Here is a 15556-nt window from a genome sequence, read left to right as displayed (position 1 = left end):
ATGAAACAAAGGAAGCTTTTATGAATAAAGCTAATGCTGAAGGCAAGACAGCCTCAGAATTGATCATGGGATGGATTCGTTCCTACATGACTGAAGAACTTCAAAAAACTCCAGACTTAGCCAAAATGCAAGCGGACTTGGAGAATCTAAAACAACAAGTTGCTGCACTCCAAAATGAATACCTGGGAAAATTAGCAGCCTGAGAGAAGAGAACGATTCTCTCAGGCTATGGATAGATCAAACTATCAGTTCAGCCCCTAAGAACCCAAAAAACCCGTCAGATGCCTGACGGGTTTAGTTTTGTTAAGGAGATTAACTATAGGAAGATATGCAGTCACTACGAGTAATAATTAAGTAGTAACTATGATTAAGACTGCGATCGCACTCAAATCCGTTAACCCACAAGACTTTCCCTTACTTCTTTGGGTGTGACGTAATGCTTTACCTCACTACTATCTAACAAGTTTATCTACCTCAACTTCATTCTTGTTCAAATCCCTGATTACTAAATTTGAGAACCCGACAATTCTCGCTGACTGTGCGAATCACATTCTCTGGCACTCCTTCAGGGACAGTGACCTGAAGTTCTAAGGTAATTTCTACTTCAGCATCTACTAAACTACTGAGGTGTTGAATAACCTCGTCTGCTATCTGTCCTACGTCACGTCTTAGCCGCAATGCGTCCAATTTGACTGAACCATAGAAACGTTTTGGTGGAACTATGACAGTTACTTGGCTATCAGAGGAGCCATTTTCTGTTATTACAGTGTCAATAGTTTTTTCTTTTTCAGTCTTGTAGCTTCCTGTTTTTTCTTTAACTGATGGTGGAGTTACTGGTGGAGTTCCTTTAACAGCAGTATCTGCCTCAATTTGGCGTTGCGCTACTTCTGGCTTAACTATCAGATTTTGACTGCTAAGGGTTACGGTAATGTGTTCAGCTGCTTTCAAACCAAGATAACGTCCTTTGGATTCATCCCAGCCTGTGGCATAAGCAAAGTTTTCATTCCACAATAACGCTGCAACTCCTTCTGCGATCGCTTGTAATAGCACTTGTTGATTTTTGATGCGTGGCAGGTAAAGGTAGTACGCTAAGTACTCCCACAACTTTTTAAGGTCGAGGTGGTTTACATTGCGCCAGAGATATGGATCGAGGGCTTCCAGGCGCAGGCGACTGGCGGCATAGTTAGCAATCAAATGTTCTTCATGAACTGCTTTGCGACTTGCTTGCAGAATAGGAGAGTCTTGCTTTTGCAATCGGATTTCTTGCCATTCAATCTCTCCTTGGGGGTCGGGTTGCATTGGCACTAACAACCAGATGTAAGCTTCCTGAATTAAACTTTTTACATCTTTGTCAGTTTGCTGTTGTTTAGTCGTCGCCTGATTGCTTTGAAAAACATCTAAGTTTAAGGCTTCTTTATCCCGAATAATCGAATTCCAGGCGACGTACTGGCAAACAGATTGTTCTAATAGCTCCAGTTTTGCCTTGTCTGGTGCCAGGAACAGCAACATATTTTTGCAGTACCGAGGACTGGCTCCCTTTTGGTTCAGTATTTCTTCGGCTCTAGTGCGGGCTTGGGTTTCGCTTTCCTTATTTTTATGGGGATGTTGTGGCCCCATGACAACCAGCCTTACGGCCATTTCATCAGGAATATCTGCGGAGGAGTCTGGTGCAATATGTACTCCAGCAAACTCACCGCGCTGCTTATCAGCCTTTAATCGGAGAATGATTTCATCCCAAACTTTATCCTGATCCTGTTGGATTTGCTCGGCTCTGTCTTGGGCAAGTCTGGTGACACTAGGCTGAGTTGAGAACCAGTAACGAGTGTTATCGACATAAAGATGTGTGGACTGGTCGGTAAGTCGGCGCAAAGCGTCGCCAAAAGTTGCTGCACTTTCCCCTGGTTGAACACACCCTAACTTGATCCGATGATCTTCTACACCGCGATTGGCTGCTCTTAGAGTAGGAGCGGAACCAAGGTAAATCGTCCGAGCAACGCGGCGACAGGCAGAGTAACGTCCTAAATTCGGGTTTTGGCGATCGCACGCTAATGGTAGAGAATTATATCCATCTACATCTTTTTCAATCACTGGCACCCAGTTATCTTCCAGGTAGCGAGTCAATTCTGTTTGTACCTGTCCGTCATCCATTGGCACGCTGGCAGGCATGATTAACAAACTCTTGTCCTGTCCTTCCCAAAGTGAATGAATCACCTTTGCCATCAGTCGCAGCACACCCCGCGTGCGTTGGAATTTGTCGAGAGTTGACCAGTCATTATAAAGTCGGTCAAACAGTTCTGGATGGATAGGATAGGCATTTTCTAGCCGTCGTTTGTAACTACCTTCTCGGCACTCACTAGGAAACTCCTGAGATTGGTTTTGGTACATTTCTGCAAAGGCACGGATGATGGCATCACGGGCAATAAAGCCACTTTCTTCAGTGATGGGTTGAAACAGTCGCCGCCGCACAATTTCAAAGCTTTCATCGGCAGTTGCTGGTCGCCAAGGAGATTCGACTCTGCCAATAGCATTTTTGAGTCTACTTAAGGCTGCTTTACCGCGATCGCCTCCAATCTCATTATCAGATGCAGGGATACTCACAACCAACAGCGTTTGGTTAGCGTTTTTTGCCGACTCACTCAAAGTCTGGGCAAAGGTAAAGTGAGTGTCAAAACTGCCCCCCGGAAGGTCGTTTACTTCGTGAAGCTGTCGCGCATAAGCTACCCATTCATCAATTAAAATCAGGCAGGGTGCATAGCGGTTAAACAGCTGCCGGAGAGGATCGCCAGGGTTCGTTGAAGTTTCATCTGCTTCTCGAATCATTTCGTAGGCTTCCCTACCGCCCAGTTGCCAAGCTAATTCGCCCCAGAGTGTTCGGACAATTGTGCCATCTTTTTTATGTTGAGGCTGACCGGGAGAAATTTTATTTCCTACCAGTACTGCTGTGTTAACTTTTGGCGGAGGTAAAACATTTGCCGCTTCCAGCACTGGTTCCAATCCTGGTAACTTGGATGCTGGAACTCCCATGAACAGGTGGTATAGTGCCAGCATCGCGTGGGTTTTGCCGCCACCAAAGTTGGTTTGGAGTTCGATAACGGGGTCGCCTTTATTGCTAGAAAGACGTAGCAAGGCATTTGTGAGCAGTTGCTTTAGCCCTTCGGTGAGAAAAGTGCGGCTAAAAAACTCTGTAGGTATGCGGTATTCGTCGGAACCTTCATCTAAATAAACTTGCCAGAGGTCGGCAGCAAATTCTGCTTGTTGGTAGCTACCAGAGGCAACATCTGGGTGAGGTGTAACAATTTCTCGCCAGGGTTTTAAACCGCCTACAGGATTGCCTTCTAGAGGTTGGAGAGTAGCACGACGAGTTTCACGACGGGCTTGTTCTGTAAAGCGCAACCGCAAAAGTTCTTGTTTTTGTTTATCAACTTCATCTGCTTCTGGTGCAGAAAAAGCAGAAAGTAACCGCGATACACTATCAAGAGCGCGATAGGCATCATCTGTAGAGAGTGGCTTGTTGTGCGCCCAAGAGTTGCGCGTGTCAATTAATTCCCCAACCAAGCTTCTTTCAGCATTGCCAAGAGTCTTTTTGAACACCTCACGCCACTGATTAGACATGAGTTTCAGCAGTGCTGATTCGTCCTGCTTGAGAATTTGCTGGACATTACGTCTTAGGCTGTGGTCTTCTGGAACAAAAGGCGTAGCGGCAACTACCCACTTATCACCATAAATGGAACGCATTTCCCTTTCCACAAAAGGATATAAGCCTTCTCTCAAAAGGTCTAGCACCCTGCCAACTCGTTCGCGGTTACTTACGGACATAGATTTTTTATACTAGTTTTTCTTTTAACTCAGGGCTGCTGCCTCACGATCGCTACATCGACTATGGGCGTTAGAGCCACCCAGAATGTGTTAGTAGGCTGAGGCTAATAACGAGAGTCGAAAATAATTAAAGTAAAGCCATTTGTAAGGGAGCGGATTCTTCGGTTTCAGCAGCGAGGCGAGATATTTCTGGCCAGGAAATCACTAAGCTGTTGTAAGCGACACCTTCAGCAGTCCAGCCTTTTCTGTCGCAAATGTTATACAGCCGATAAGCTAATTCCCTTGCTGCTTCTCCTATGGTTCCCAGTTGAGATAGCAAATTTGCAGCACCTTGATTTCCAGCACCGTCTTGCAATTCACGAATCATGTGCTGTGTGGCTTCCCAGACAGTGAGGCGGTTATCGGTTTGGGGATTCCAATTTTTGGCTAATTCGTCGCGGCGCAATAGTCGCACTTTACCCACTTTGGCTGTGAGGATGCCAGCGTCTACCAAGCCGTTTACTGCTGTATTCTTAGCTTTGGAGAGGGTTTCAGCATCGCCAAATAAACCTTCATTAAAGGTATGCTGTTCATACCAAATCAAAGCAAAGCGGGTTTCAGCGTCAAATTCTCCTTCTTGTTCGGCGAGGAACTCATCTAAGGTTTGGTTAATTAGTTGCAAGGCGGTGCGAACAGGCATTGGTGTGCCGTCTGATTCCAATACTTTACTGTAGCGGGAATAAATAGCCATCCCTGGGCCAATACTGGCTTGTGCCAAGTCTACGGGAGCGATGTTGCCTTGTTGCAGTTTTTGCAGAGCATCAGGAAATTCGCGTTTGAGGATGTTGACGAATTGGCGACGGGTTGTAGATGGTGCGGTTTCCGGGCGAGGTCGGCAGACAAGTGCAATAGAAGAAGCAAGGGCATTAATTTTTGCCTTAACTCCTGTAGGACGTTCGGTTCGCATGGGCAACGTACCAGTAATGGTAAAACCTGCTTGAATTAAGCCTTCTAGCATGGTTTCCCATCCTGTAGATGCTATGGCCGTAAGACAATTTCCATCTTGTTCATCTGTTTCAGACTGTTTGAAAGCATAATAAATGGTCAATGGATAATCAGAATGTGCCACTTTACGCATTTGAGCAAAAGCTTTACCTAATCCTTTCTCAAAAAATTCTTGTGCTTTTTTCTTATCACCCCCAAAGCGATAAGGAGTAGCAACTAACTCCTGTGCTTTTGGTGTTTGTAATGTACTCAAAATCTCAGGATATATTTTTCCAAGTGAAGAACGTAGCCAGACATAAAAAAAGTCAGAGAGGTCAGCGTAGCCTATATTGTCAAAATAAGGTGGATCGGTAGAAATAACAATTGGATTTATGAATGTGTTTTCAGCACAAGCATCCTTTTGTAAAACTGATGATTTACCTTTAGCAGGTAATGATGCAATGCTTTTAGACATTGACTGAGTTGTTTCGCCAAAATCACCTGCTGCTCCTGCAAATGGGTTAACTTCCGGGAAATCCCAGGTCATTGGAAGAGTCTGTCGGCTAAATACGTTAACACTTTGGTCTCTACTTTGTGACCAAATTGCAAGTGAGCAGATAGTATTAGCGCTCCGACTTACACCAAGCCCTAAATAAGTCGCCACAGCGTCAGCATAAGCCTTAGTATCTCTACCACTCTCACAAAGCGGTAAAGTTTTATCTGGGATTCCGGTATTTATAGCATCAGCAAGTACCTTTTCTCTTGCTTTACTTACTAAGTCGCTAAGAGTGGTTAGTGCTATAAGCTGCCGTGGGGTAAATAAATCTGCTGGTGTATCAAGCCCAAAATTTCTACACCAGACATCACGAGGATTAGGCGAAAATTCCACATTTAATCCTGAAATATCGGCCTCTGGCATATTAGATGGACAAGGTGAAAAATCGGCGGGAAGATATAATCTTCCTTGCTGACTTTGAACTACAATTGCAGTTTGTATTACCCCCAAACGCTTTGTCTTACCTTCCTCAGACACATAATTTCTAGTAGTTACTGTCTTACAAGCAACACACTCAAACACCCCTGAAATTCCACGCTTCAGACCTTTTTTAGAGTCTTGGTACTCCTTTGCTGGCTTATTGCTTACACTAAACCCTACCTGTCCATTCAATACATGAGGAATAAGATACGCCTCTTTACCCTTCTTAGAGCCAAGAATAAAAGAACTTAAAAGTGGTGTATGCATTCCACAACTAGGATTAGGGCATTTCACTGTTCTAGCCCACAACCAAGCAATAACCGTCGCTTTACCACCGCCATACTCCTGTGGTAAATTCACTTTTGGGTAAAGATGCCCAATTCGCTTAAAAGCCTCATCCCGCATCCATTGCCCGTAATAGCGAACATCTTCAGCTAATCCCTGCGCCCCAAACCATTTTTTAGTAGTCAGAGAGTTTTTGCGAGAATCAGGGTTAACCGGAGGCTGATTTGCAAATTTGGGTGGGATTTCAATCAAAGCTTTGGTAATCAAAACCGCCACCGGATTAATATCACTACCATGCGCCTCCAAACCCAATCTTTGCGCTTCCAAAGGTATACTACCACCACCGCAAAAGGGGTCTAGGACAGGCGGTGGATTATTATTTGTTGATTTGAGAATTTCTGCTTTAGCTGCGCCTAAAACTTCCTGATTATTGATATTTTCCCACTTCACTAATTCCTCGATAATTTCAAACAGGCGTTTTCTTTCTGTATCCTGCGCCTCTTTTGTGGGAAATTTATCAGGATGACTTGACGGATCATCTACCAGAGACGAAAACAAAACTGCCCGACAAGTTGCTAGCGGCCGCCGCGCCCACCATAAATGTAGCGTCGAAGGGTGTCCATGCCTAATTGACTTTTCTCTGGCAGATTCATTGTTAATTGCTTCCAGTGGTAACGCGACTTCGATTAGCTTCTTGCGGTAGGTCATTATTTTGCGCGACTGATATGATGGAAGCGAGTAAATGTCTGAGCAAGAAGCAGCACAAAATATTCCGAGTGAGTGGACTTACGGAATATTTACATCAAGCATTGGTAGGCTAATTAGTCTTTGTTGATTGCTGCTCGCCTAACTTAGTTACAGAGCTTCGTCCGGCAATTATAATCACGATACTTGCTGGATGGTTCAGTGATAACTCGGAGCGCCTATTATTTTTAGCTAAAAGCCTGTAGTTTAAAAAACGATGACTTCTAACACAATTTCTTGGGATTCTATCCGTGATGAGGTTTTAGCAGATCCAGAGGTAAAGGCTGAATACGAAGCCTTGGAGTCAGAATTCCAGTGTGCAAAACAAGTTATTGCTTTAAGGAAGGCTAGCGGCTTAAATCAACGGGATTTTGCTAAGTTGGTTGGCATTAAACAGCCACAGCTAGCTCGGATTGAATCTGGGAAACAGGTTCCTAAAATTGAAACTCTAGCAAAACTTGCTAGGGGTGCAGGTTACGATGTCGAGATTCGCTTTGTAGCACCCAAAGGAAAGCGATCGCATAAAGTCGAGCCTCTGAGGATTTCTGCTAAGGAGTTAGTTTAGTTTTGTGATTCCTCTCACCAAAAGCATCCCTTTTTACTTGGATAACTAGCTATCCAATAAAGGAGGCAGACTCAAGAGCGATTACTCTGACAAAATTGCGATCGCAGATCAATTCTCTAAAATCTCCAATTATTGCGGTGCTGTCCCCATCTGCCACAATTCTTGTAAATTGTAATTTACACTTGTGACTGCGAAATCTGGCTCCTTATGAAAAGGTTGCTGCACATAGCGAATTGAACAATTACTATCAATTGCATCTGCTGGAGGCACTTTCACCAGTGCCAAAATAAAGTTCTCAGGCTTATTTAAGGCAGTGATAATTTCATTCTTGGTTACTGTCACTGTCTGGCCAGTTACAATTCTTCCCTTGACTTCAATAAACCGCAACTGCCCTGTTTTCGGGATGCGTGACTCAATATCATAGCCGCACTTCTGGTTACTCACATCTGTTGGTTCGTACCCTAAATTGCGTTCTACTTCCATCACAGCCGTCATTGCTGCCTGTTCTACCCGTTCCGTCTCCCTGGCAAACATCGCTGTTGTTGTCTGTTGTTTGCCTTGCATTCGTTCCAGTAAGCCTACTGAAACTACCAACGCACCCCCAACCACCACAGGCGGTAATGGCGATAATCTACGTTCTTGCTCTAATTCCTCCAAGCGCTGCATTAACCGTGCTTGCAAATCATCCGCTCGCTGACGTGCCTTACCTGAGTTAATTTTGGCATTAGGCTTGCCAGCTTCCTCTTGCATTTTCAGTTCTTCAGCCCGATGATCCCAGTAATTAATCTCCTTGGTTAATCTATCTTTTACTGCTGTCATCGTCTTAGCAATAAGTTCCTCTTTGCGCTGCTTGAGTTCTTGAAGATGTTGGGGAACAAGGTGAGCGATCGCATAACTCTTGGCTTTTGCTTCTAAATCTTCTCGCAACCAAGATTCTTCTAAAACTTTTTCCACAACACCCTTTTCCTCGTCTGTTAGCGGACGGTAGTTGAGGTAAGGTGCGTAACCTGCATTGTAAGTATTGCCTTCTGGATTGATTTCTACATATTGCATCCGCCGCGATACTAAACGCCTAGAGCCATTTAGATTTGTCCGCGCGTCTTGTATGGAATGTTCTAGATAAACTAAGGCGCGGGTTCCTTCGCTGGAATCATTTTCATCGATTAATATGGTGCCTTGTTTCAACAAATCCCGGTGTCGTTCCAAAGTCAGATCAATTGTGGCATCCAGTAGAGAATGTCCAGAACAGATGAAGGCAGCTAGGGGTTTACCAGAAATGCTGATCAAATCTTTTTCAAAGCAGACACGTTCGTAACGTAGCAGCAACGGTTCTCCTACACCAATTTGCCGCCCTCGATTGCGAATAACTGCCGGAACATGACTGATTTCGTAACGCTGGGGTTCACGTTGACGCAATGTTCCACCTAATTGGGTAAATGCTTCTAGGAAGAAAGAAGCAATAAAATGAGGTTGCAACCGTCGCGCTTCTGCCCTTTCCATTTCTTCCCGAATTTGCTGCACTTTGGCGATATCCATCGAATCCCGTGCCAAAGCCCTTTCTTCTAAAAGTTCGCGTAGTCGCTGTTGGTCGAGTTTATCATGTACGATTTGGTTGAGTCTGTCTCGCACCTCTGGTTGATCGCCATAGCGAATTGCTTCAATCAATAACTCTCGTAATTCCGTCCCTGCGATCGCTTTCCCCAATACATCAAATACTTGACCTCCCAGTGCCTTCTGCTCTGCCTCTATCTTTTTCAATAGCGCTAAATATACATCGCCTTCACGAGTGCCTTTTGCCACTAAATTCCATAAGTGACAAACCTCAGTCTGCCCAATCCGGTGAATTCGTCCGAAACGCTGTTCTAGGCGGTTAGGATTCCAAGGCAAATCGTAATTAACCATGAGATGCGCCCTTTGCAAGTTAATCCCTTCACCCGCAGCATCCGTAGCTATTAAGACTTGTACTTCGATATCTTGGGTAAACGCCTCCTGCATTTTGCGACGTTCTTCGCGTCCCATTGCGCCATGTATATTTACCACAGCTTCATTACGTCCAATTAGCGTCCGAATCCGATCTGTCAAATAATTTAATGTGTCCCGGTACTCAGTAAAAATCAGGAGTTTCCGCCGATGTCCTTGGGCGTTGAACATTTCGGCATCATTTTGCAAAAGATTCGAGAGTTCTTCCCATTTTTTATCTTTACCACTACGTCGCACCCGCAGTGCCAGTTGCTCTAATTCTTCTAAAAGTTTAATTTCTGTTTGTAATTCTGCGATCGTCCGTGATGCTGTAGCTAGGTCAACTACTTCCTGTTCTGTTGCTTCTCGTTCTTCACCAGGAATATCCTCTAAATCATCTTCTAAATCTTCCAGATCCACAACCTGCTTAAATTCTATGATGATTGCATTACTTCCCTGCCTCAAAACTTCTTCTTGCCTCAGCCGTTTTTGCAACCTTTCCCGACGGCGTAGCAGCGATTGATATATAGCTTCTGGGGAAGAAGCAAGCCGACGTTGCAAAATAGTCAAAGCAAAGCCAACATTACCTTTGCGCCCTTCATTTTCTAAAGCATCGGCACGATTAAATTCCTCGCGGACGTACTCAGTAACTCGCTTATACAGTACCGCTTCTAAATCCGATAGTTCATATTCTATAGTGCTAGCTTGGCGTTCTGGAAATAGCGGTTTTCCATCAAATTTCAGCAAATCTTCTTTAACCAATCGCCGCATCAAGTCAGAAGTATCTGCTACATGAACACCATCGCGGAAGCGTCCTTCAAATCTGTCACCATCTAATAACGCCATAAACAACTGGAAGTCTTCCTCTTTGCCGTTATGTGGTGTCGCTGACATTAATAAAAAATGCCTAGTTAAAGTTGAGAGTAACTTACCAAGTTTGTAGCGTTTTGTCTCTTTAATTTCACCACCAAAAAACGAAGCTGACATTTTATGAGCTTCGTCACAAACAACCAAATCCCAGTCTGTCTGCGCTAGCTTTGCTTGTAAATCTTGATTACGGCTGAGTTTGTCTAGTCGCACAATCACCAATGGCATTTCAGCAAAAGCATTTCCAGTCACTGCTGATTCAATGCGATCATTGGTGAGAATTTCAAAGCGTAAATGAAACTTTTGCGACAATTCATCTTGCCACTGTGGGGCTAAACTGCCGGGACAAATTACAAGACAACGATGCAAATCGCCTCGGATCAGCAATTCCCGCATCAGCAACCCCGCCATAATAGTTTTACCTGCACCTGGGTCATCTGCTAAGAGAAAACGCAGAGGTTGACGAGTCAACATTTCCCCGTAAACGGCCGTAATTTGGTGGGGTAAGGGTTCGACTAGAGAGGTGTGAACAGCTAGCAAGGGGTCGAAGAGATATGCTAGACGGATGCGGTGCGCTTCTGATGCTAGACGAAAATTAGCCCCATCAGCAGTGAAACTCCAAGCACCACCAGAAGTGATTATTTCCAGGGTAGGTTCTCTGTCTCGAAAGACCAACTCATTCCCTAACGTGCCGCTAGCATCTTTGTATGTCAATTCCACAACATCAGAGCCATGCCACTGAGCATCAACGATCGCGACAATACTGTTTGGCAGAATACCTTGTACTTGCGTGCCTTTTGTCAGATCCTCAAGTCTAACCATGTTGCGGTGTCTTCCCTTTTGGCAGATGTTGGTGGCAATGTAGGCATCAATGTTTTGTGGTGGAACATTGCTCCTTATGACCATAAGAGACACTAGGCTGGTTAGTAGCTAGTATATTTACTGTTTTTAGCTGTGGTAGCTTGATGTTGCTTAGAAAATGCGCTGCTTAATTGAAAAGCTGATTTAAGCGATCGCAATCTGATAACTATTTTTGAGGTACTGTATTGTCAAAGTGTTAAGATAAGTTCTCTTACTTAGTAATGCTTTTGATATTTTGCCATTTCTGCAAAAGATGTAAAACATCGTTGGCATTGTCCGCCTATCCATAAAGCCGCAATTGGAAAAGGTTTTTCACAGACAGGGCATTTTGATAACAAGCGTAACTGATGGCGATCGCACCCCACCGTCTTTTTAAATTGCCACTCGATTTTATGGCAAACTGACTGAGCATAGCAGGCTCCACACAAGCGAATTGGGCTATGCTTCATTCCCACACCTTCTGGAGGCAACATCTGTCGTAGTCTTTCAGCATCAAGCTCAACCACAGTTGCTAGTGCGTCTAACTCCTGATGAGTTGGGAAGGGATTGAAGTAAAACTTTTCCCAACGTGCTAACACAGCTCCAAGCCCTGCAACATCACCTAATCCACTAGGGGCAGAAAACTTATTTCCTTTTTCTCGTCGAAATCTACCTAAAAAATGGCTGATGCTTTCCCCTTCTAGTGGCTCAACTCTGGTTAACCAAAGCTGCCTATTTTCATCTATGCTTTCTCGCATTTTAGAATTTTGTTGCGTTAATAATTTCTTTCAAAACATCTTTATCCACTTTTTTATGCCCCCTCAATAATGAACGAATCGCTGCTTTACGAAGAATCATATCCAGCCTCGCAATTAATTTTTTAGTTGCCTGCTTTAATATCTTTAGATTATCTCCATCTGCTAATTTTGATTCTTCAGGTAATCTCAAAACATTTTGTTCCCAAATCTGAATCATCTGCTTAAATTGTACATCGTCCAATCTATCTAACTCAAATTGTTCTAAGAAACGATGAAGGACTTGTTCATCACGTTTTACAACGCTCAGAAGACGACTCGTAGTACCAACAAGCAGAACCGAAATTCTCAGATTATCTTCACCATAAATATGTCTTACCTCTGAAAAAGTTTCATATTTGAAATGATTAGCCTCATCGACAATAAGCATCTCAACTTTATGTATTTCGAGACTATCAAGCACCCGTTCTCTTAAGTCAGAAATTGTTCCATTCGATGGTTTATTTAAAGATTTAAGAATTTTAATAAAAAAATCTCTAGAACCACAATTTTTAGGGATTTGGATGTAAACAACAGGCTTTATTCGCTGCCCTCGTCCTTCTCGTAATTTATTATAACGGTGTGCAAAAGCTTTACTAGCAACTGTTTTTCCACATCGGGAATTTCCTGTTAATAAACCTGTCATTCTGGAAATTACCAACTCGTACATCCAAGCATGACAAAGTTTAACTTGGTCGAGTTCTAGGTAGGGTTCACGGCTTAAACGTTCAATTTCAGCTTGTATTTCTGGTGAAGGTTCTTCAATCAAACCAAATTGTTTGGCCAGCGACATTGCATTAGTCATATTTCCTACCTAATCTTCTTCATAAAATTCATCGATGTAACGAACTTCGTATTTAGGTAATTCTGTATTTGGTTCGCTTTCAGGCTGGACTTCTTTTGGTTGCTGAACAGCAAATTTTTTAGCAACTTGCTCTACAGGATTAACTTGCTCATTTGCTGCTTGTCGACGCTGTTTGCGATTTCGTTTTACTGTTTCCTCCACAAAAGCTTGACGGTCTAGCATTGCCTCTAAAATTGAGTCATTGTTGATTTCTTGGCTTGCTTCCTTCAGTCGCTTATTAATTGCTTTTAGTTCACGTAAAGACAGGCGTTCAGTCTCTAAACATTGCGCGTGAGCATAATCCAGAAAATCTTCTGTTCCGTCTGCATTAATCTTGTATACAAGAAGCGTAGTTATATCAGCCGGGTCGTATCGAAATGCCACAATTTCTGCGTCTCGGCCTCTCAAATGCTCCGCCCGATAGGTCAAGTTTTCAAATTGAATACAGCCATATTTTTGGACTTTACGCCGTTCTTGCTTCATTAAACAAATTGCCAAGTCCAATTGATCATAAAGATATGGGTCTGCCATTAATCCAGCCTCCCATCGCCCAATTCGAGACTGGCCTTTCATCCTGGCATCTGGGTACGGGTTATACTCATTAACGATGAAGCGTACTAACAATAGCTCTAAATCCTTAAGAGTTAAGCAAGCATCTTTATCTACATTTTCTGGTCTTTCCTGCACGTTTGAACCCGTATATCCAGGCAGGGTATTTAGCACTTGTAAATTAAGTGTTTTAAAAAAACGCTCCACAATTCCGCCATCAGATGGTCGTCTTCTCAAAGCACAATTAAAGCCTATTTCTACTGCAACTTGCTCTGTAGTGTGGATGGAGGTAAAATCTTTTCCACCATCGGTATAGAAGTAATTAGGCTTTCCGTAAGCTTGCCATTCATTGCGTAGTTGATACTCGGAACCGTAAGACTTGGGCAAAATGGCATGACGTAGAGCTAGGGTATCTATTTGGGAGCTAGGGTGATCAAATCCTACATAAAACCCCACTAGGCAACGAGAGTAGGAGTCGATAATAATTGTCAGCCAAGGACGGTCTAACACTCCATACTCATCCACAAGCCTTACATCTAAACGAGTATGATCGCATTGCCAAACATCATTGCTACCCTCTACCTCCAACTCTCGCCCATCGCGGGTCATGTGCGTCAATCGCTCTCCTAAATAGCCAGGGCTTCTGGCTTTCTCCTTTCTCTCTTTCTGCTCAATATGTTCGTCAAGAATTCGATAAACCGATTGGTGGCTAGGGCGTTCACTTTTGTTAAGGCTAAGTTCTTTAGCTCTACCTTTGACCTTCAGAAACACCTGATTCCGGGTCATCCGCTTGCTACCTTCATTACCCTTTTTATAAGTATTAATGATGAAATCTATCCACTCCTGCTCAAGGCGATACTTCCCCTTATCTGAGCGTGTTGTAGTCAGTCCCACTAACCCTTGTTCTCGCCATTTTTGAAGTAAACGTTCTACTTGACGAATTGATACACCCAGCTTTTGGGCAGCTTCTATTTTTTTAGCGCTATAGGTTTTGCGATCGCATGGCTCTGTGAGGCTTTGAATTACCTCCATCCTCAGCTTTACCTGCTCTGTGATTAACTCTTCTGACGGCAGTTTATGAGGTTTTGTAGAATCTTGATGCTGTTGTAATTCAACAGCATCATCTTCGCTTGAAAGACAAGAATTATTTAATTTCTGATACATTATTAACTGAACAATGTAAGAATAACAAAGTGGAGTTTAGATATCTAGCTCATGCCCATACAACACTGAGAATAAATATTTATAACTATCATGAAATAGGGTTTTCCGATAACTGAAAAAGTTATATCAGCAATATTTATATCCAATAAAGCAAAGTCAACAAACTAGGAAGAGTTGCTATAGTTCGCAAACGAAGAATCATTTTGTTTATGAAGTTGAGAAACCATAGTTTTTTATTAAAAATTTATTTTGCAAGTTTTGCTTAATTAAGCAAGATATTAAGTACTATCTGAGATTGGAGATTGTAGCCAGAGGTATTAAGTAAATTTTGATTACAAATGCATTCCACTAATATTGTTAAATTAACATATAGTGTGCAAAGTAAAACTTATTGTGTGTAAATTAATTTATCGAAACTGGCTTATCCCTCTTCTGTCACTCTCCGAGAGGGCGATCGCTAAAAGCCTTATGAGGCAATCAATACAAGCCATACTATTAGAAAAAATTGGTCTTGTATTTGTTATTAGAAAAGAATCGCGCAATCGCTTGCTATATCAAAGCTCTAGAATTCAGAAATGGCAAATGTTTTCGGAGAGTGACAGAAGAGGGTTATAGCAGTTTTTGCATGGGTAAGGTACAGAAAGGAATAATTAACCACAGATGAACATAGCAAGGGTACACAACAGCTAGCTGTGTGCCCCTACCCGTGTACCTCATTCAAATGAAAATTGCTATCAGATGCTTCTGTCAGCCAAAAAACAGATAAAGATTAATTACGATACGCCAAACTCGAAAATTATCACCTTCACTCAGCCGTTGATCAATACCTTTTGCATTTTAAGCATCGCAAGCAGGGCAATTACGGAAAATTATAAGTATTAATGCCAACACCTAAAGCATCTCGACTCATGAATTATCAATCGCTCCCATTAATTTTAATGCTATGCGCTGTGCTGACGTTAGCCCTGTTACACCAGTGATATTCAACCCTGCACAAAGTTTATAGCTAATTACCCGCAGACAATCGCCAGTAGTTGCATCCCAAATACGGATGGTTTCATCATCACCGCCACTGACAATCCGCTGACTGTCGGGGGAAAAGGCTACTGATCTGACCCAATCTTCATGCCTGACAAAGGGTTGATTAATGGGCTGACCATTCACATCCCACAACCGTACTGTCTTGTCAT

9 protein-coding genes are annotated in these 15556 nt (G+C 43.0%); 2 read left to right on the top strand and 7 right to left on the bottom strand.

The features are described from left to right. Positions 1-20 precede the first annotated feature (20 nt). A complete protein-coding gene (locus tag RMY16_RS26780) occupies positions 21-203 on the top strand; it encodes a hypothetical protein (RefSeq protein ID WP_322738910.1) in 183 nt (60 codons plus the stop codon). 277 nt (positions 204-480) lie between these two features. Here the strand turns inward: RMY16_RS26780 and RMY16_RS26775 are convergent, their stop codons facing one another. Continuing rightward, positions 481-3816 carry a Swt1 family HEPN domain-containing protein gene (locus tag RMY16_RS26775; RefSeq protein WP_322738909.1) on the bottom strand — a complete coding sequence of 1112 codons (3336 nt, stop codon included), beginning with the start codon at positions 3814-3816 and terminating at the stop codon, positions 481-483. A 127-nt stretch (positions 3817-3943) separates the two neighbouring features. Further along, a complete protein-coding gene (locus RMY16_RS26770; protein WP_322738908.1) occupies positions 3944-6748 on the bottom strand; it encodes a DUF1156 domain-containing protein in 2805 nt (934 codons plus the stop codon). A 253-nt stretch (positions 6749-7001) separates the two neighbouring features. Between RMY16_RS26770 and RMY16_RS26765 the strand changes: the two genes are divergently transcribed. Further along, complete coding sequence (locus tag RMY16_RS26765; protein WP_322738907.1) at positions 7002-7349, top strand: helix-turn-helix transcriptional regulator; 348 nt, start codon at positions 7002-7004, stop codon at positions 7347-7349. A gap of 129 nt (positions 7350-7478) precedes the next feature. On the opposite strand, the gene RMY16_RS26760 is transcribed toward RMY16_RS26765, so the two are convergent. The 5 genes from RMY16_RS26760 to RMY16_RS26740 all read right to left on the bottom strand — a co-directional run. Further along, positions 7479-11081, bottom strand: coding sequence for a helicase-related protein (locus RMY16_RS26760; protein ID WP_322738906.1), 3603 nt, complete (start codon positions 11079-11081; stop codon positions 7479-7481). A 170-nt stretch (positions 11082-11251) separates the two neighbouring features. Beyond that, complete coding sequence (locus tag RMY16_RS26755) at positions 11252-11773, bottom strand: TniQ family protein (RefSeq protein WP_322738905.1); 522 nt, start codon at positions 11771-11773, stop codon at positions 11252-11254. 1 nt (position 11774) lies between these two features. Continuing rightward, on the bottom strand, positions 11775-12614 hold the full coding sequence (locus tag RMY16_RS26750; protein ID WP_322738904.1) for a TniB family NTP-binding protein: 840 nt from the start codon (positions 12612-12614) through the stop codon (positions 11775-11777). A gap of 9 nt (positions 12615-12623) precedes the next feature. Further along, positions 12624-14366, bottom strand: a complete 1743-nt coding sequence (locus RMY16_RS26745; protein WP_322738903.1) for a Mu transposase C-terminal domain-containing protein — start codon at positions 14364-14366, stop codon at positions 12624-12626. A gap of 906 nt (positions 14367-15272) precedes the next feature. Beyond that, positions 15273-15556: hypothetical protein (locus tag RMY16_RS26740; protein ID WP_322738902.1), on the bottom strand; the 284-nt coding region annotated here is incomplete at its 5' end.

It is taken from the genome of Nostoc sp. DedQUE12b, from assembly GCF_034530835.1.
Classification (GTDB): Bacteria; Cyanobacteriota; Cyanobacteriia; order Cyanobacteriales; family Nostocaceae; genus Nostoc.
Note: the sequence above shows the minus strand (reverse complement) of the source record. Positions and strands in the feature narration are given on the sequence as shown.

Coding starts and splice junctions, on each gene's coding strand:
- RMY16_RS26780 (WP_322738910.1), top strand. CDS start 21: ATGAATAAAGCTAATGCTGAAGGCAAGACAGCCTCAGAATTGATCATG.
- RMY16_RS26775 (WP_322738909.1), bottom strand. CDS start 3,816: ATGTCCGTAAGTAACCGCGAACGAGTTGGCAGGGTGCTAGACCTTTTG.
- RMY16_RS26770 (WP_322738908.1), bottom strand. CDS start 6,748: ATGACCTACCGCAAGAAGCTAATCGAAGTCGCGTTACCACTGGAAGCA.
- RMY16_RS26765 (WP_322738907.1), top strand. CDS start 7,002: ATGACTTCTAACACAATTTCTTGGGATTCTATCCGTGATGAGGTTTTA.
- RMY16_RS26760 (WP_322738906.1), bottom strand. CDS start 11,081: ATGGTCATAAGGAGCAATGTTCCACCACAAAACATTGATGCCTACATT.
- RMY16_RS26755 (WP_322738905.1), bottom strand. CDS start 11,773: ATGCGAGAAAGCATAGATGAAAATAGGCAGCTTTGGTTAACCAGAGTT.
- RMY16_RS26750 (WP_322738904.1), bottom strand. CDS start 12,614: ATGACTAATGCAATGTCGCTGGCCAAACAATTTGGTTTGATTGAAGAA.
- RMY16_RS26745 (WP_322738903.1), bottom strand. CDS start 14,366: ATGTATCAGAAATTAAATAATTCTTGTCTTTCAAGCGAAGATGATGCT.